This is a genomic window from Rhizobium moroccans, assembly GCF_057559155.1.
Genome location: NZ_JBHFJG010000022.1, coordinates 33,105 through 50,537, shown reverse-complemented (window position 1 = coordinate 50,537; position 17,433 = coordinate 33,105). Strand labels below are relative to the sequence as shown.

Genomic DNA, 17,433 nt, shown 5'->3' with positions numbered 1-17,433 from the left:
GGTGATCTCGGCGTGGCTACGGCCAGTTTATCTTAACCATAATCTCCTCTATCTGTTTCTTGTTTTGTTCTCTTGTTGACTCGTGAACAAAATTGGAACAAAATAAAAACATAACAGGACAGGAGATGACAATGACTGACATGCTTCGCGACGTTGCAGCATTCGCTTCCATCGCCACCTTCGTGGCAAGCCTCTCGATGTTCATGATGGCTATGTGATTTCCGCTCCCGGCATCCGGAATTCCGTTGAGGAAGAGACTCTCGGCTGGACTCTCGTCGCGCCGCGCCGGAAAATCACCTGATTCATTTGGTGGATAGCGCGGAAGATGGCTGATCAGACGGAAACCAGGACGGGAGCGGACATGCCGGGGGCATCACCCCAATTCGTGCATTTGCGCGTCCATTCCGCCTATTCGCTTCTTGAGGGCGCCCTGCCGCTCAAGAAGATCCTGTCGAAGGCTGGGGCCGACAACCAGCCGGCGATCGCCATCACCGATACGAACAACCTTTTCGTGGCGCTGGAGTTTGCTCAGAAGGCGATCGGCGAGGGGATACAGCCGATCATCGGCTGCCAGCTTTCGATCGATATGGAAGATCAGACGGAAGAGCGGCGCGGCAATCACCACCAGCTTGCCAAGCTGCCTGCCATCGTCGTTCTCGCAGCCAATGCCGTCGGCTATGAGCGGCTCGTCGATCTTATCAGCCGGGCCTATCTCGGCGGTGAGGGACACCAGGCGGTGCATGTCCGCCGCTCCTGGCTGGAGGAGGGCGGTACAGAAGGATTGCTCGCGCTGACGGGAGCCGGCGGCGGCCCGGTCGACATCGCTCTGAAAGAGGGCAATGCGGCGCAAGCCGAGTCGCGCCTCCTGAAGCTCAGGCAAGTTTTTGGCGACAGGCTCTATGTGGAACTGCAGCGTCACGGCTCCTACGACCGTCGCCATGAGCAGAAGGTGATCGCGCTTGCCTATGATCACGACCTGCCGCTGGTGGCCACCAACGAAGCCTTTTTCCCTTCCAAGAGCGATTACGATGCCCACGACGCGCTGATGGCCGTCGCTCATAACGCCATCGTCTCGGACGACAACCGGTTCCGACTGACCCCCGATCATTACCTGAAAAGCCGGGCGGAGATGGCGGAGCTTTTCGCCGATCTGCCGGAGGCGCTGGAAAACACGGTCGAGATCGCGCGGCGCTGTTCCTTCATCCTCAAGACGCGCAATCCGATCCTGCCGCGCTTCACCGGCGCGACCGACGATGCGGAAGAAGCCGAGCGGGCGGAAGCGGCGGAGCTTCGCCGCCAGTCGATCGAGGGGTTGGAGCACCGCATCGCCACGCTCGGCTTGACGCGGGGCTATACCGAACAGGATTACCGTGAGCGGCTGGACTTCGAGCTCAGCGTTATCGAGAAGATGAAGTTCCCGGGATACTTCCTGATCGTTGCGGACTTCATCAAATGGGCGAAGCAGCAGAATATCCCGGTTGGCCCCGGCCGCGGTTCCGGTGCGGGCTCGCTGGTTGCCTATGCGCTGACGATCACCGACGTCGATCCGCTGCGTTTTTCGCTGCTCTTCGAACGCTTCCTCAACCCGGATCGCGTCTCGATGCCCGACTTCGATATCGACTTCTGCCAGGATCGCCGCGAAGAGGTGATCCGCTACGTGCAGCAGAAATACGGCCGCGAACAGGTGGCGCAGATCATCACCTTCGGTTCGCTGCAGGCCCGCGCGGCGCTGCGCGACGTCGGTCGCGTGCTCGAAATGCCCTATGGCCAGGTGGACCGCATCTGCAAGCTCGTGCCGAACAACCCGGCCAATCCAACACCGCTTTCGAAGGCCATCGAGGAGGATCCGAAATTCCAGGAGGAGGCCGACAAGGAACCGGTCGTCGCCCGCCTTCTCGATATAGCCCAGAAGATCGAAGGCCTCTACCGCCACGCCTCGACCCACGCCGCCGGCATCGTCATCGGCGACCGTCCGCTGTCGAAGCTCGTGCCGATGTATCGCGACCCGCGCTCGGACATGCCGGTCACCCAGTTCAACATGAAATGGGTGGAGCAGGCGGGCCTGGTGAAGTTCGACTTCCTCGGCCTGAAGACGCTGACGGTGCTGAAGACCGCCGTCGATTTCTGCCGAAAGCGCGGCATCGAGATCGATCTCTCCAAGATCCCGCTGGACGACACCAAGACCTACGAGATGCTCTCGCGCGGCGAGACGGTCGGCGTGTTCCAGGTGGAAAGTGCCGGCATGCGCAAGGCGCTGATCGGCATGCGGCCGGACTGTATCGAGGACATTATCGCGCTCGTGGCGCTCTATCGTCCCGGACCGATGGAGAACATTCCGACCTACAACGCCCGCAAGCACGGCGAGGAGGAGATCGAGTCGGTTCATCCGTCCATCGATTACCTATTGAAGGAAACGCAGGGCGTCATCGTCTACCAGGAGCAGGTGATGCAGATCGCCCAGGTCCTGTCCGGTTACTCCCTTGGTGAAGCCGATCTTTTGCGCCGCGCCATGGGCAAGAAGATCAAGGAGGAGATGGACAAGCAGAGCGAGCGCTTCGTCGACGGCGCCGTCAAGAACGGCGTCTCCAAGCCGCAGGCGAAAAACATTTTCGAACTGCTCGCCAAGTTCGCGAACTACGGCTTCAACAAGTCCCACGCAGCGGCTTACGCGATCGTCTCCTACCAGACCGCCTATATGAAGGCGCACTATCCGGTCGAATTCCTCGCCGCCTCGATGACTTACGATATGGCGAACAGCGAAAAGCTGAACGACTTCCGGCAGGATGCCGGCCGGCTCGGCATTTCGGTGATCCCGCCTTCGGTGCAGACCTCGTTCCGACGTTTCGAGACGGGCGAGAACCGGATCTATTACGCATTGGCCGCGATCAAGGGCGTCGGCGAATCGGCTGCCGATCACATCGTCGAGGTGAGGGGGGATCGCCCGTTCGCGAGCCTTGAGGATTTCTGCCTGCGGATCGATCCGAAGCAGGTCAACCGGCGGGTTCTGGAAAGCCTCATTTCCGCCGGGGCCTTCGATTGTTTCGGTAAGGACAGGGCGGAGCTGATCGGCGGTCTCGACCGCGTCATCGGTTATGCCCAGCGCGCCCAGGAGGAGAAGGTCAGCGGCCAGTCGGATTTCTTCGGCTCGTCGGCTGCCACCGGTCCTGAAAAGCTGATCCTGCCCCCGTTCATGCCGTGGATGCCATCCGAAATGCTGATGCGCGAGTATCAGGTCCTCGGCTTCTACCTTTCAGCCCATCCGCTGGATTCCTATGCGGAAGTGCTTGCCAAGATGCGGGTTCAGAATTTTGCGGATTTCTCGGCGGCGGTAAAGCAGGGCGCGACCGTGGGCCGCCTCGCGGGGACCGTTACCGGGCGCCAGGAGCGCAAGACGCGCACCGGCAACAAGATGGGCATCGTGACGTTTTCCGACGCGTCGGGCCAGTTCGAGGCGGTGCTGTTTTCCGAGGCGCTCGCGCAGTATCGCGATCTCCTGGAGCCGGGCAAGTCGCTGGTCATCACCGTGCAGGCGGATGAACGCCCGGAGGGCATCGGGCTTCGGATTCAAACGGCGCAATCGCTGGAAGAGCAATCGGTCCGCATGCAGAAGGCGCTGCGCGTCTATGTCCGGGATTCAGGCCCTCTCAAGACGGTTGCGCGGCATCTGAATGCGAAGGGGGATGGGCTCGTCTCTTTCGTGGTCATCAAGGATGACGGGCGGCGCGAGATCGAGGTTGAACTGACCGAGAAGTATCGCATCTCGCCGGAGATCGCCGCCGCTCTGCGAGCAGCGCCCGGCGTTTTGGACGTAGAGCTGGTTTAGGAAAACACCAGGTGCAACAAGCGCTTGGCCGCGTTCGGTGAATCTTTTTGAGAGCGGTGCTTGGCCGCAGCCCTCAGCCTTTCCGTTTTCCGCTTTGTTTGACGGGTTTTGGATCGGTCGTCGCCGTGGTCGCAGGCTGGGTTATGGTGATGAAATCCGTCCCCTTACCGGTCTCGGGGCTATAGCCGTCGTCGGTGATCGTCAGCGAGGTGCCGTCGCTCAAAAGCGCATCGATCCGCTCGCGTACGTCCTCGGGGATATCGATCCGGTCGAGCGCGCGGGCTGCCGCATTCGGATCATATGGATCGGCTTCGGCGGTGACGCCGAGCCGCTTCATCGTCCGCGGCGCCATGCTATTGGCCAGTGTAACCGCCCGCCATTCGGCGCTTTCCGTTTCGCGGTCCACTTTGTCGGCGATGAGGAAATGCGTGCCGAGCGCACGTTCCGGCTGCCGAATGCCGATCGGAGCCTCGAAGAGCGGCTTGAAATTCTGCCGCACCATGAGCTGTCCCGAAGGTGGCTCGGCCTTGCCTGCGGATCGATAGAGGGCCGCCAGGAATACCGGCGACAGAAGCGGATCCTTTTGCGGCAGTTCCTTCCAGCGCTTGAAACCCGCAATCGCGGAACGCGTTTTAGGCCCGGCAACGCCGTCCGGTATGCCCGCATCGAAACCGAGTTCCGTCAGCAGAGCTTGCGCGTCGCGCAGGATTTCCTTTTCGCCACGGCGATGAATGAGGATGCGCAACGGAGCGTTTTCCCCCTTGGTTTCAGCCTGCTTTGCTTGCTTGCTGGGAGAGGGCGGCATGACGTGCATCGCGACCTCTACCGGCCTGGATGGATCGTCGATCCTCGTTGGCCGCAATTCGAGATCGGAAACAAGCGCGCCATCCGGCAGCGGCTTGCGCGGCGCAAAGAGTGCCGGATGATCGATGCGGGCTGGCGTAACCGGGGCATCGGAAACGATGACATGCACGCCGCGCCGAGTCATTTTGTAAAGCGACTTGGCGAACATGCCCGGCATGCGGATGCAGCCATGCGAGGCGGGGTAGGAGGGGACCGAGTCGGATTCGTGTAGTGCGATTCCGGACCAGGTCAGCCTCTGCATGAAGGGCATCGGGGCGTTCGAATAGATGTTGGATTCGTGATATTTGCGCTTCTCGAGAATGGAGAAGATGCCGCCGGGCGTCTCATGTCCGTTCTTTCCGGTGGAAACGCGTGACGTCGCCACGACCATGTCCCCGTCATAGACGGTCATCGACTGCGTGTTCTTGGAAATGATGATCTGCAGCGTGCGGGCGCCTTCCGCCCACGCCGCATGTGGCAACATGGCCGCCGAAAGGAGGCCTATCCCGAAGGCGATTTGACGCAACATGTCCCACACCCAGATCAAAACTTTTGCGTGTATATTAGCTGATCTGGTTAAAGGAATGTTTTCCGACAGGTGATCAAAATCAGCGGGTGGTGAGGTTTCCCATCACATTTCATTGATCGCGCCGATGCTTGCCGAATGTGTATCCGGTCTCCACCGCCGCCTTCCCGAATTTGTCGCGCAGCTTGTCCATGACGGCTTCCGCAGCGGCCCGACGTCCTGCCTGCCGATCCACGAGGTCCGGAGGATCGGCGCGGACAGGGTCGCCGAGATCGGTGACGCCGATGCCGATCAGTCGGAACTTCGTGCCATCGGTCTCCCGTTCCAGAAGGGCGAGCCCCGTGCGGAATATCCGGTCTGCGAGCTGAGTGGGATCTTCGAGGCGGCGGTTGCGCGTGCGAGACTTGAAATCGGCGCTCTTGAGCTTCAGCACGACCGTCTGGCCGGCGATCGAGTGCTTCTTCAGCCGCGTCGAGACTTTTTCCGAAAGGCCGCGCAGAATGGGCACGAGGTCGTCATAGCGGGAGATGTCCTCGAAAAAGGTCGTCTCGGCCGAAACGCTTTTCGCGGCCTCGTTGGGATGCACGTCGCGATCATCGATTCCGCGGGAGAGGCGGAAGAGGCGCTGGCCCATGGAGCCGTAGCGGCGCATGAGGTCACTCTCTTCCATCGTCTGCAACTGCCCGATGGTACGGATGCCGTCCGCTTCGAGCGTCGCGTTGAAGGCGCGGCCGACGCCCCAGATGGTGGTCACCGGGCGTGGCGCGAGAAATTCGAGCGCCTCGGCCTTGCCGACGACGGAAAAACCGCGCGGTTTCATGAGGTCGGAAGCGACTTTCGCCAGGAACTTGCAGTAGGAGAGCCCCGCCGAAATGGTGATTCCCACTTCGTTTTCCACACGCTTTGCGAACTTCGCGAGAATGCGCGCCGGCGGATCGTGGTGAAAGCGTTCGGTGCCGGAAAGATCCAGAAAGGCTTCATCGATCGAAAGCGGCTGTACGAGCGGGGTCAGGTCCTGCATCATCGCGCGCACCTCGCGCCCGACTTTCACGTATTTTTCCATATTGGGCCGGATGACGACAGCGTCCGGGCACAGCTCCAGCGCCTTGAACATCGGCATGGCCGATCGCACGCCGTTGATGCGTGCGATATAGCATGCCGTGGAAACCACCCCACGCTTTCCGCCGCCGATAATCACCGGTTTGTCGGCAAGCGTCGGATCGTCGCGTTTTTCGATCGTCGCATAGAAGGCATCGCAATCGATATGGGCGAGGCTGAGCTCGTAGAGTTCGCGATGATAGACGAGGCGAGGGCTGCCGCATGTGCGGCAGCGGCGCGCCTCCGCCTTCTGCTCGGCAAGGCAGTCGCGACAGAAGCCGGGTGTCTTGTCGGGCGCGCTCGTCATACGGGGAACAAAGGTTGAACGTCGGCACGTTACGCCCAAAGCCCGCAAGTCTCAAGGGCGGCGGCAGCCATGTGCTGGGGATATCACTTGCTAATGGGCAGGCCGAAATCGGCGGTCGTCGAAATCTCAATATTCTCCCGAATCGAGCCCCGGTCGCGAATAATGCCGCCAGGCGGCGGCGACCGCCTCGGGCTTGGTGCCGGTCGCCTCGCAGAACGCAAGCAGCGTCGGCTCGTGGCTCATCACGAAGTCGATCAAGCCGCTGAGAAAACCGGGATCGTTCACCGCGGTGCGCAATTGCGTCGCCAGCAGGCCGGAAAGCGCAAGGAAGCGCCCGAGCATCTCCGGTTCGCCGGCGAGCCAGCCAAGTATCGCCGCCGCCGTTGCCTCCGCGCCGGCCGCATTGCTTCGGGTGTTTCCGGAATCGCTTTGCATTGCCTTGATCGAATTACCTCTTTTTCAACCAAATGGCGTTAATCTGTCCGCGACAGGACATATGGAATCGGCCTCGCGCGACCATATATGCTGAATGCAGGCGTGCAAGGCTGGATTTAAGGAACGGATCGCCATGCCCAAACGGGTCATGATTGTCGAGGACAACGAGCTGAACATGAAGCTCTTCCGCGATCTGATCGAAGCGTCGGGATACGACACGATCCAGACCCGCAACGGCATGGAAGCGCTCGACCTTGCGCGCAAGCATCGTCCGGATCTTATCCTCATGGATATCCAGCTCCCCGAGGTCTCGGGCCTGGAGGTGACCAAGTGGCTCAAGGAAGACGACGAGCTTCACCTCATTCCGGTGATCGCGGTCACCGCCTTCGCCATGAAGGGCGATGAGGAACGCATTCGGCAGGGGGGCTGTGAAGCCTATGTCTCCAAGCCGATTTCGGTGCCGAAATTCATCGAGACTATCAAAACCTATCTGGGCGACGCGTGAGATCGGGGCGTAGGGCATGACGGCGCGAATATTGGTGGTCGATGATGTTCCCGCAAACGTGAAGCTTCTGGAAGCCCGGCTGCTCGCTGAATATTTCGATGTGCTGACTGCGGCCGATGGACAGAAGGCGCTCGATATCTGCGAGAATACCCATGTCGATCTCGTCCTCTTGGATATCATGATGCCGGGCATCAGCGGTTTCGAGGTCTGCGAACGGCTGAAGAACAATGCCCGCACCGCACACATTCCGGTCGTGATGGTGACTGCGCTCGACCAGCCCTCGGATCGCGTTCGAGGACTGAAGGCAGGCGCCGACGACTTCCTGACCAAACCGGTCAACGATCTTCAGCTTGTCTCCCGCGTGAAGAGCCTGGTGCGCCTCAAGACGCTCAGCGACGAGCTGCGTGTTCGCGCCGAAACGGCGCAGAACATGGGCATGGAAGAGATGCTGAAAGCAGGCGACGGGCGGGACGAGCCCGGCCAGGTACTGTTGGTGGATGGCCGCGCCAGTTCCCAGGAGCGCATCATCAAGGCGTTGAAGCCGGTGGCGAACGTCATGGCCATGTCCGATCCCCAGGCCGCGTTGTTCGAGGCTGCAGAGAACCCGGTCGATCTGGTCATCGTCAACGCCAATTTCGAAGACTACGATCCGCTGCGGCTTTGCTCTCAGCTCCGCTTACTCGAGCGCACGCGCTTCCTTCCCGTCCTGCTGGTCACCGATCTCGGCGCCGAGGATATGATTGCCCGCGCGCTCGATCTCGGCGTCAACGACTATATCGTTCGGCCGGTCGATCCGAACGAGCTCCTGGCGCGCACCGTCACGCAGATCAGGCGCAAGCGTTACAACGACCGCCTGCGCCAGAGCGTGCGCCAGACCATAGAACTCGCCGTCACCGACGGGCTGACGGGCCTCGCCAACCGCCGCTATCTCGATAATCATCTGAAGGTCGTGTTCAACCGGGCCGTGGCGCGGGCGAGGCCGCTTTCGGTGTGCATCACCGATATAGACCGGTTCAAGCACGTCAATGACACCTTCGGCCACGATGCGGGCGACGAGGTGCTGAGGGAATTCGCTTCACGCCTGCGCTCGACCGTGCGCGGCGCTGACCTGGCCTGCCGCTACGGCGGCGAGGAATTCGTTGTCGTGATGCCGGATACCGACGCTGCCGCTGCGGCGATCATCGCCGAGCGTCTGCGTCATATCATCGAGAACGAGCCCTTCGTTCTGCGCAGCTCCGGCGCGGTGCTGAACATTACCGCTTCCGTCGGGGTGGCATGCAACACATCGGGCGCCGAGACGCCGGAGTGGCTGCTGAAGCAGGCCGACCGCGCGCTGTACGAGGCGAAGACCAGCGGCCGCAATAGAGTCGTTGCCGCCGCCGCCTGACTTTCGGCAAGCCTGTGGATAAGGCATGTTGCGGTGCGATCGTACGAATTTGGTAACGATTGTGATAACGAATAAAAGCGCGATGTTTTATTCCGATTGTCGTTCGAGATTTCTATAATTGACAATTTTTCTAAGAATTTCTCAGTAAATACGAAATAAATACAAATTTTAACTGCAGATATATTCTGGATTCCTCGCTTTTTCTGTCGATAGTAGCCTTAAGCTGAATATTTTTTCCGAATTTTCTTTCGAATTGGAATTGGGCTGGAAAATTCTATCGTAGTAAAACTACACTATCGCCAAAGCTACTTAGGTCTTCCGGCAAAGCAAGATGGAAATGCGGCTAGTCATTAGCCCCAATTTTAACCAACTCTGGAGGCAAATCGCCCTCCGCATTAAGAATGTGTTGATTTTCTTCCATTTCTGAGCAATTTTGGCCGCAACGCAAAAATGGTACCCAAACAGGGTCAGCCATACCCCATGATGCTCAGGTCCGCCGCATCTCCTGGGTCGTGGGGTCGGTCGACTGGCAGGCATAATAAAAGCGGTTCCTCGTGCCGTGATTGCATGCCGGTCGACCCCCGATCAAAGCGCCGCTTCCTCAAGGAGCGGCGCTTTTCTTTTGAGGGACTTCCTGCAGAAGACTGTCGCCCGAAGGCTCCGCCCTGACGGCAAAAGAAAGGGCGCCCGGCCTTGCAGCCTGCGCCCGAGGTATGCCCAAGATCAATGATTACTTGATCTTGGTTTCCTTGAACTCGACGTGCTTCTTGACGATCGGGTCGTACTTGGTCTTCGTCATCTTGTCCGTCATCGTACGGCTGTTCTTCGTCGTGACGTAGAAGAAACCTGTATCGGCCGTCGACAGCAGCTTGATCTTGATGGTCGTAGCTTTCGCCATGGTCGTTCTGCCTTTAAGAAAAATGAAGCCGCGGACGGCCGGATGGTGTCCACGGCAAAATCTGGCGCGAAATTACAAATCGCGCCCGAAAAGTCAACTCCGTTTTGGCCTTAAAATCGCCCGGCCAACGGAAACAAGCACATAGAAGCCGAAGAAAGCGGCCAATGTCCAGGCAAAACCGTCTTTTCCGGTGACATCGATCGCCGCCCCGATGGCCTGCGGACCGGCGACCGTGCCCACCGCATAGCAGAAGATGAAGGCTGCGTTCGCCGCCACCAGGTCCGGGCCGGTGAGTCTCGATCCGAGATGGGCAAGCCCGACCGTATAGAGCCCGGAGACGCAGCCGCCCCAGAAGAACAGGACCACCGCCATCAAAAGCCAGTTCTCGATCAGGAAGGGCAGGGCAAGCGAACCGACCAGCCCCAGCGCCGCCATGGCGGTCAGAAGCGGTCGGCGGTCGCGCAGCCGGTCGGAATACATGCCGAGCGGGATCTGAAAGGCCATGTTCCCGACACCCATGACGGTCAGCAGCAGCGCTGCATGCGATTCGCTGAGCGCCGAACGCAGGGCATAGATCGGAAACAGGGAGAGACCGCCCGCAGAAACGGCTCCGAAGGCGAAAACAGCGGCCGTCGCCGTCGGAACGAGGAATATGTAGTGTAGGAAATGCCGTTCGGGTTTCGTGTTCAGCACCGGGCTTTCGTGCCTGGCGATGAAGATCGGAATGATGGCGAGCAAGATGACGCCGGCACCCACCAGGAAGGGAAGAATGCCCTCGCTGCCGAGGAGTGAGAAGAGGAGGGGCCCGACCGCAAAGCCGATGGCGAGCACCGTGGCATAGATGCCGAGCACCAGGCCCCTGCGCCGCGGTGGCGCGGCGTCGTTGATCCAGAACTCCGACAAGATGAAAAGGGTGGTCGTTGCGCCGTGGAATGCGAAACGCAGCGGAAACCACATCCAGAAGGCTTCGGCGTAATAGAAGCCGAGCGCGCTCAACGCCGCCAGAACAACGGCGAGCATCATGATCTTGGCGACGCCGTGGTCATGCGCGAGCTTGGTCGTGATCGGCGCCGCCACCATTGAAGCTACGCCGGCCATCGCGGCGTTCAGGCCGATCAAGGTCGAGGGTATGCCGCGCTTTTCGAGAATGATGCTGAGAAGGGGCAGGCCCAGGCCGATCGCTATACCGACGGCGCTGATGGCCGAAATCGCGGCGATCAGCGAAGGCCAATGGATTTCCTCGACATGGCCGTTGGCGTCGGTCGTCGGCTGGGACATTCAGAAATCCTTACAATCGGGTGCGGACGAGTTGCCCATGCCGCGCGGAATAGAAGGGCACTGGGCTGCCAAACGATGGTGAGGGATTTGCCGCCATCAATTCCTTCACCTCGCTTAGCACCGTGCGCGTGATCAGCGGCATGTTCAGGCTGGAAAGATCGGTCATGTCAAGCCAGCGCAGGTCCACGAGTTCGCTGGAAGCCCCCAGATTGGAAAGATCGAGGGACATCTCGTCGCAAAAGCCGAGAAAAAAGCGGGTATCGAAACGCCGCACGTTTCCGGGCGGTGTGATCGCGCGGGCGACATAGCGAAGCGTGGAAAGGTCAGCCGCCGGCGCATCGATGATCGCGGCACCCGTCTCCTCGCAAAGTTCGCGGATAGCGGCGAGCGCCAGAGCCCTTGCGCCTTTGACGCCCATGCCGCTGCGGCTGCCGGCCATCAGCTTTTCGATGACCAGCGGATGCAGGTCGCGGCGATAGGGCAGGGCATGGTCGCGCGGATCGCGCCGCCCGCCGGGAAAGACGTAGAGATCGGGCATGAAGACATGGCCCCTGCCGCGCCGTCCCATCAGCACTTTCGGCGTATTGGATGAGCGGTCGATCAGAAGAATCGATGCCGCGTCACGCGGACGAACCCCGGCAACATGCGCGCTTTCTTTCCGCGTCGCTGCGAAAACCGTGGCTTCCTCCTGCGAAGTCTTCATGCAATCGGTCCGCCGCGGCCGGGATCGGCGCTGTCGTCCTCACCGCCGAAGCCGTGCATCCGGAGTGCCCATTGCAGACCGATGACGCCACCCTTGATCGGCTGGATGGTGGCGAGCGCGGCAAGCACGGAAAGCGGTGCCCATATGGCGAGGTGAAGCCACATGGAGAGAGGGAATATGAGGTCGGTCATCATGTAGCCGCCGAGCAGCACATGGCCGACGACGAAGATGACGAGATAGGGCGGCAGGTCGTCGGCGCGCTGATGGTGGAGTTCTTCTCCGCATGCCGCGCAACGGTCCACGGGCTTGAGGAAGGCGCGGAAAAGCTTGCCTGTCCCGCAATTCGGACAGGTGTTCAGCAGGCCCCGCTTGATCGAGCGTCCGAGAGGCCGATCGCTTGCCTGCGTTCCGCCATAGCGTATCGGCTGCTGGCGCTGTCCCTGCATTCCTATCTCCCGCGGCCGCGGCGTGGCGGCCGCGTGCCGGGTTGCGACGGCCGGCCCCTGGAACGGTCGCGCCTGCCGGACTTGTGGAAGGAGCGCGTCGCCGTCGGCATCTTGCGGCCCTCGCTCAGCATTTCGAAGCGCAGCGCGCCGGCAAGCGGCACGGCCTCCGCCAGCCTGACATCGACGCTGTCTCCGAGCTGGTAGCCCAGGCCGGTTTTTTCGCCGGATAGAGCCTGATGGGCTTCGTCATAAATGAAATAATCCTGTCCGAGCGTGGAGATGGGCACGAAGCCATCGGCACCATAGACCGGCAATGTGACAAAAAGGCCGGCCTTCGTGACACCCGACACGCGGCCCTCGAACTCTTCCCCGATCCGTTCGGAAAGATGATGGGCGATCAGCCGGTTGATGGTGTCCCGCTCGGCGGCCATGGCCCTGCGCTCGAAGGTGGAGATTTCCGCCGCTATGTCGTCGAGCGCCGCTTCCTCGTCCGGCGTGATGCCGCCTTCGCCGAGACCGAGCGAACCGACGAGCGCGCGGTGCACGATCAGGTCGGCATAACGGCGAATGGGCGAAGTGAAGTGCGCGTACTTCATCAGGTTGAGGCCGAAATGCCCGATATTCTCGGGACTGTAGATCGCCTGGCTCTGGGAGCGGAGCACCATCTCGTTGACCATGGTCTGGTGCGGCGTATCGAGCGCCTTGGCAAGAATCCCGTTGAAGGAATTGGCGCGAAGCTGTCCGCCCTTCACCATGGGAATTCCGATGGTGGCGAGGAATTCGCGCAGCGTTTCCTGCTTGGAAAGCGCCGGCGCGTCATGCACGCGGTAGACCAGTGGCTGGCGCTTCTTCTCCAGCGTCTCGGCGGCCGCCACGTTCGCCTGGATCATCATCTCTTCGATGAGCTTGTGGGCGTCGAGCCGCTCCGGAATGTGGACCCGGTCGACCGTGCCGTCCGGCTTCAGGATGATCTTGCGCTCCGGCATGTCGAGTTCGAGCGGCTGGCGTCGGTCGCGGCCGCGCTTGAGAACGGAATAGGCGTGCCATAGCGGCTTCAGGATAGGCTCGAGCAGAGGCCCCGCCTTGTCGTCCGGCTTGCCGTCGATCGCCGCCTGGGCCTGTTGATAGGAAAGCTTGGCCGCGCTCTTCATCATCACGCGATGGAAAGTGTGGCCGGCCTTGCGCCCGTCCTTCGAGAAGACCATGCGCACGGCGAGCGCCGGGCGGTCCTCGCCTTCGCGCAGCGAGCAGAGGTCGTTCGATATGCGCTCCGGCAGCATCGGCACGACGCGATCGGGGAAATAGACGGAATTGCCGCGCTTCAGCGCCTCGCGGTCGAGGGGGGCTCCGGGCCGGATATACCAGGAGACATCGGCAATGGCGACCGTGACGATCACACCGTCCGGATTGTCGGGCGAGGGGTCGAGCTCCGCATAGACCGCGTCGTCATGATCCTTGGCATCCGCCGGATCGATGGTGATGAGCGGCAGGTCGCGCCAGTCCTCGCGCTTGGACATGCTGGCCGGCTTTGCTGCCTCCGCCTCGTCGAGCACCGCCTTCGGGAAGACATGCGGAATGCCGTGGGCGTAGATCGCGATCATCGAGATCGCCTTCTCCGAGGCGACCGAGCCGATAACCGAAAGTACGCGTGCGCGCTGCAGGCCGTAACGGCTGGAGCGGATGGTTTCCGCCTCGACGAGATCGCCGTCCTTGGCTTCGCCCAGTCCATCCGCTTCGATTACCATCTCCTCGCCACGGCGATCGATGGGAAGCAGCCGGATTTCGTGTTCGAGCTTGCGCACCACGCCCAGCGAAGCGCCGCGGCGGCGATCGATGATCTTGATGACCCGCGCTGTATAGGCGGGGCCTGTCCGGTCCTTGTTCGTGAATATCTTCGCAAGGATCCGGTCGTTGAGACCGGCGGCAGGCGTCTTGCCCTTGCCCCGGTTCTCCGAGGATTGGCGGATAAGGACGGCCGGTGCCGCACCCTGATCTTCCGGCCATTCCGCCGGCCGCCCGATCAGTTCGCCATCCTTGTCGCGGGTGGTGATGTCGAGCACGGCCACAGGGGGAAGGGCGCCCGGCCGGGCGAGCGATTTGCGGCTTTTGGTGAGAAGTCCTTCACCTTCCAGCGTACGTAGGAGATCTTTCAGCTCCACGCGCGCTTCACCTTTCAGGCCGAAGGCCTTGGCGATCTCGCGCTTGGAAGCCCGATCCGGATTGTCGGCGATGAACTCGAGGAGGACTTCACGCGGTGGAACGGCGCCATGGATGATGACGGGCTTTTCTGCGGGAGGAGCGTTCTTCCCGCGCCTGTCTGTCGGTTTTGTTCTCTCGCGCGGTTCTCTCACGTTCCTGTCTTCTTTGCCTTGGCCGTGGTTTTCTTCGCTGCGGTCTTGGGCTTGGCCGCGGCTTTCTTGGTGTCGCTACCGGCCTTCGCGGCCGCCTTCTTCGGCTTGGCCTTACCGGAGGAGGCCTTGCCGCCCTTTTCGACAATCAGGGCAAGCGCCTGCTCCATCGTCACCGATTGCGGGTCCATGCCTTTCGGCAGCGTGGCGTTGACCTTGCCCCAGTTGACATAGGGGCCGTATCGCCCGTCTCGAACGGTGATGGTGCCGCCGTCCGGATGGTCGCCCAACTCCTTGAGCGCGGCCGGCGTTCCGCGTGTACGGCCACCCGGACCTTTGCTCAGCTTTTCGGCAAGCACGGTCACGGCACGGTTGAGGCCGATGGAAAAGACGTCTTCGATGCTTTCGAGATTGGCATAGGTGCCGTCATGCAGCAGGAACGGGCCATACCGGCCCAGCCCGGCAGAGATCATCTTGCCGCTTTCCGGATGCTTGCCGACGTCGCGCGGCAGGTTGATCAACGCCAACGCCTTCTCGTGGTCGATATCTTCCGGCTTCCAGCCCTTGGGCAGCGACGAGCGCTTGGCATCCTTGCCTTCGCCGCGCTGGATATAGGGGCCGAAGCGCCCGGAGCGCAGGGTAAGCTGCTCGCCCGTATGCGGGTCGGCGCCGAGCGCTTTCGGCTCGTTGAGCCCGTTTGCTTCCGCCTCCGCGCCGCCCTCCGAAGAAAGCTGGCGGGTATAGTTGCATTCCGGATAGTTCGAGCAGCCGACGAAGGCGCCGTACTTGCCGAGCTTGAGCGACAGGTTGCCGGTGCCGCAGACCTGGCAGATGCGCGGGTCGCTGCCGTCCTCGCGCTTCGGGAAAACCAGCGGCGCCAGTGCTTCGTTGAGCGCATCGAGCACGTTGGTGACGCGCAGCTCCTTGGTATCCTCGATCTGAGCGAAGAAATCCTGCCAGAATTCGCGAAGCACCTGCTTCCAGTCCAGCTCGCCCGCGGAAATCTTGTCCAGCTTCTCCTCGAGATCGGCCGTGAAGTCGTATTCGACATATTTGGTGAAGAAGCTTTCGAGGAAAGCCGTGACCAGCCGTCCCTTCGCCTCCGGGATCAGCTTGCGCTTCTCCATCGTCACGTATTCGCGGTCGCTGAGTGTCTTCAGCGTGGCGGCATAGGTGGAGGGACGGCCGATGCCGAGCTCTTCCATCTTCTTGATCAGCGAGGCTTCCGAGTAGCGTGGCGGCGGCTCTGTGAAATGCTGGCTCGCATCGACCTTCTGCTTGTCGAGTTTTTCGCGCGTGTTAATCTCGGGAAGGCGGCCATCTTCCTCGTCGTCTTCGTTCTTGTCGGCATCATCGCGGCTGTCGACATAGGCGGCAAGGAAACCGTCGAAGCGGATGACCGAACCCACGGCCCGCAAGCCGGCCGTCTGGCCGGCGTTATCGGCGAGGATTTCGACCGTGGTGCGCTCCATTTCGGCAGACGCCATCTGGCTCGCGATGCCACGCTTCCAGATGAGTTCGTAGAGCCGCGCCTGATCGGCGTCGAGATGGCGACGCACCTTATCCGGCGAGCGGTTGAAATCGGTCGGCCGGATTGCCTCGTGGGCTTCCTGGGCATTCTTCGCCTTGGTGGAATAGAAGCGTGCCTTTTCCGGCAGGTAGCGATTGCCGAACTGCTCGCCGATTGCATGGCGGGCGCCGTCGATCGCCTCCGGCGCCATCTGCACGCCGTCGGTACGCATATAGGTGATGAGACCAACCGTCTCTCCGCCGATATCGACGCCCTCATAGAGCTTCTGCGCCACCTGCATGGTGCGCGAGGCATTGAAGCCGAGATTGGATGAGGCCGCCTGCTGCAGGGTCGATGTGGTGAAGGGCGGGCCGGGATTACGCTTGACCGGCTTCGCCTCGACCGATTCCACCATATAGGCGGCTCCCTCGAGCAGCGCCTTCAGGCGGTTGGCTTCATCGCCGTTCTTGATCGAACGGCTCTGCAGCCGCTTGCCGTCGGCCGAGACGAGGCGGGCCTCGAAATCGTCGCCGCGGGGCGTGCGCAGGAGCGCGGAAAGGTTCCAGTATTCCTCCGAAACGAACCGCTCGATTTCCGACTCGCGGTCGCAGACGAGCCTGAGCGCGACCGACTGCACCCGGCCGGCGGAGCGGGCTCCCGGCAGCTTGCGCCAGAGGACCGGCGACAGATTGAAGCCGACAAGATAATCCAGCGCTCGGCGTGCCAGATAGGCATCGACCAGCGGCACGTCGATATCGCGCGGGCTCGCTATCGCATCGAGCACAGCCTTCTTGGTGATGGCATTGAAGACGACGCGCTCCACCGGCTTGTCGCCCAGCACGCGCTTCTTCTTGAGAACGTCGAGCACGTGCCAGGAAATAGCTTCACCTTCGCGATCCGGGTCGGTTGCGAGGATAAGGCCGTCTGAGCTTTTCACTGCGTCGGCAATGTCCTTGATGCGCTTCTGCGACGCGCTGTCCACCTCCCAAAACATTTCGAAATCCTGGTCGGGCAGAACCGAGCCGTCCTTGGCTGGCAGATCGCGGACGTGACCAAAGGAGGCGAGAACCTTGTAGCCCGAGCCGAGATACTTGTTGATGCTCTTAATTTTCCCGGGGGATTCTACGACGACAACTTTCATTCTGCTTCTCTGCATAAAGAGGCCTCGCCCGAAGTGCTTGTGCGCCCGAGCAAAAATCTGACCTCCCGACATGGAGGGCGTTTTCGTCGCGGTCAAGAGGCCTTGCCAAATTATAAGATGCAACGAGTTGCATCTTATTAGTGTATTTTTAGATTATTGCAATCTAGGATAAATGGAATATTCTC

At 61.1% G+C, this 17,433-nt stretch carries 12 protein-coding genes; 3 read left to right on the top strand and 9 right to left on the bottom strand.

Annotated elements, in window-relative coordinates; all coding sequences use genetic code 11:
• Positions 1–325 precede the first annotated feature (325 nt).
• Positions 326–3,823: a DNA polymerase III subunit alpha gene (gene dnaE / locus ACE04I_RS13105; RefSeq protein ID WP_046792756.1), complete on the top strand. Its 3,498-nt coding sequence runs from the start codon at positions 326–328 to the stop codon at positions 3,821–3,823.
• A 73-nt stretch (positions 3,824–3,896) separates the two neighbouring features.
• On the opposite strand, the gene ACE04I_RS13100 is transcribed toward dnaE, so the two are convergent.
• The 3 genes from ACE04I_RS13100 to ACE04I_RS13090 form a co-directional block, all read right to left on the bottom strand.
• Positions 3,897–5,195 (bottom strand): L,D-transpeptidase family protein, encoded by a 1,299-nt coding sequence (locus ACE04I_RS13100; RefSeq protein ID WP_046793027.1) that lies wholly within the window; start codon positions 5,193–5,195, stop codon positions 3,897–3,899.
• 109 nt (positions 5,196–5,304) lie between these two features.
• Positions 5,305–6,597, bottom strand: coding sequence for a DNA polymerase IV (locus ACE04I_RS13095; RefSeq protein ID WP_487207164.1), 1,293 nt, complete (start codon positions 6,595–6,597; stop codon positions 5,305–5,307).
• Positions 6,598–6,723: 126 nt separating this feature from the next.
• Positions 6,724–7,032 (bottom strand): DUF3572 domain-containing protein, encoded by a 309-nt coding sequence (locus ACE04I_RS13090; protein WP_046792754.1) that lies wholly within the window; start codon positions 7,030–7,032, stop codon positions 6,724–6,726.
• A gap of 133 nt (positions 7,033–7,165) precedes the next feature.
• Between ACE04I_RS13090 and ACE04I_RS13085 the strand changes: the two genes are divergently transcribed.
• Positions 7,166–7,537 carry a response regulator gene (locus ACE04I_RS13085; RefSeq protein WP_046792753.1) on the top strand — a complete coding sequence of 124 codons (372 nt, stop codon included), beginning with the start codon at positions 7,166–7,168 and terminating at the stop codon, positions 7,535–7,537.
• A 16-nt stretch (positions 7,538–7,553) separates the two neighbouring features.
• Positions 7,554–8,924, top strand: a complete 1,371-nt coding sequence (locus ACE04I_RS13080) for a PleD family two-component system response regulator (protein ID WP_046792752.1) — start codon at positions 7,554–7,556, stop codon at positions 8,922–8,924.
• Positions 8,925–9,654: 730 nt separating this feature from the next.
• Here the strand turns inward: ACE04I_RS13080 and rpmG are convergent.
• The 6 genes from rpmG to topA all read right to left on the bottom strand — a co-directional run bounded on the left by rpmG (position 9,655) and on the right by topA (position 17,248).
• Positions 9,655–9,822 (bottom strand): 50S ribosomal protein L33, encoded by a 168-nt coding sequence (rpmG, locus tag ACE04I_RS13075; RefSeq protein WP_046792751.1) that lies wholly within the window; start codon positions 9,820–9,822, stop codon positions 9,655–9,657.
• Positions 9,823–9,915: 93 nt separating this feature from the next.
• Positions 9,916–11,100 carry an MFS transporter gene (locus ACE04I_RS13070; RefSeq protein WP_046792750.1) on the bottom strand — a complete coding sequence of 395 codons (1,185 nt, stop codon included), beginning with the start codon at positions 11,098–11,100 and terminating at the stop codon, positions 9,916–9,918.
• Between the two features lie 10 nt (positions 11,101–11,110).
• Positions 11,111–11,803, bottom strand: coding sequence for an NUDIX hydrolase (locus ACE04I_RS13065; protein ID WP_082118220.1), 693 nt, complete (start codon positions 11,801–11,803; stop codon positions 11,111–11,113).
• Entirely contained in the window at positions 11,800–12,249 is a 450-nt protein-coding gene (locus ACE04I_RS13060) for a DUF983 domain-containing protein (protein WP_046792749.1), read from the bottom strand. Before ACE04I_RS13060 ends, ACE04I_RS13065 begins: the two co-directional genes overlap by 4 nt.
• A gap of 2 nt (positions 12,250–12,251) precedes the next feature.
• Positions 12,252–14,600 carry a ribonuclease R gene (rnr, locus tag ACE04I_RS13055; protein WP_046792748.1) on the bottom strand — a complete coding sequence of 783 codons (2,349 nt, stop codon included), beginning with the start codon at positions 14,598–14,600 and terminating at the stop codon, positions 12,252–12,254.
• Positions 14,597–17,248, bottom strand: coding sequence for a type I DNA topoisomerase (topA, locus tag ACE04I_RS13050; RefSeq protein WP_046792747.1), 2,652 nt, complete (start codon positions 17,246–17,248; stop codon positions 14,597–14,599). Before topA ends, rnr begins: the two co-directional genes overlap by 4 nt.
• Positions 17,249–17,433 lie beyond the last annotated feature (185 nt).

Bases quoted from the DNA above. Each gene is read 5' to 3' on its own strand.
- dnaE (WP_046792756.1), top strand. From the start codon at position 326: ATGGCTGATCAGACGGAAACCAGGACGGGAGCGGACATGCCGGGGGCA.
- ACE04I_RS13100 (WP_046793027.1), bottom strand. From the start codon at position 5,195: ATGTTGCGTCAAATCGCCTTCGGGATAGGCCTCCTTTCGGCGGCCATG.
- ACE04I_RS13095 (WP_487207164.1), bottom strand. From the start codon at position 6,597: ATGACGAGCGCGCCCGACAAGACACCCGGCTTCTGTCGCGACTGCCTT.
- ACE04I_RS13090 (WP_046792754.1), bottom strand. From the start codon at position 7,032: ATGCAAAGCGATTCCGGAAACACCCGAAGCAATGCGGCCGGCGCGGAG.
- ACE04I_RS13085 (WP_046792753.1), top strand. From the start codon at position 7,166: ATGCCCAAACGGGTCATGATTGTCGAGGACAACGAGCTGAACATGAAG.
- ACE04I_RS13080 (WP_046792752.1), top strand. From the start codon at position 7,554: ATGACGGCGCGAATATTGGTGGTCGATGATGTTCCCGCAAACGTGAAG.
- rpmG (WP_046792751.1), bottom strand. From the start codon at position 9,822: ATGGCGAAAGCTACGACCATCAAGATCAAGCTGCTGTCGACGGCCGAT.
- ACE04I_RS13070 (WP_046792750.1), bottom strand. From the start codon at position 11,100: ATGTCCCAGCCGACGACCGACGCCAACGGCCATGTCGAGGAAATCCAT.
- ACE04I_RS13065 (WP_082118220.1), bottom strand. From the start codon at position 11,803: ATGAAGACTTCGCAGGAGGAAGCCACGGTTTTCGCAGCGACGCGGAAA.
- ACE04I_RS13060 (WP_046792749.1), bottom strand. From the start codon at position 12,249: ATGCAGGGACAGCGCCAGCAGCCGATACGCTATGGCGGAACGCAGGCA.
- topA (WP_046792747.1), bottom strand. From the start codon at position 17,248: ATGAAAGTTGTCGTCGTAGAATCCCCCGGGAAAATTAAGAGCATCAAC.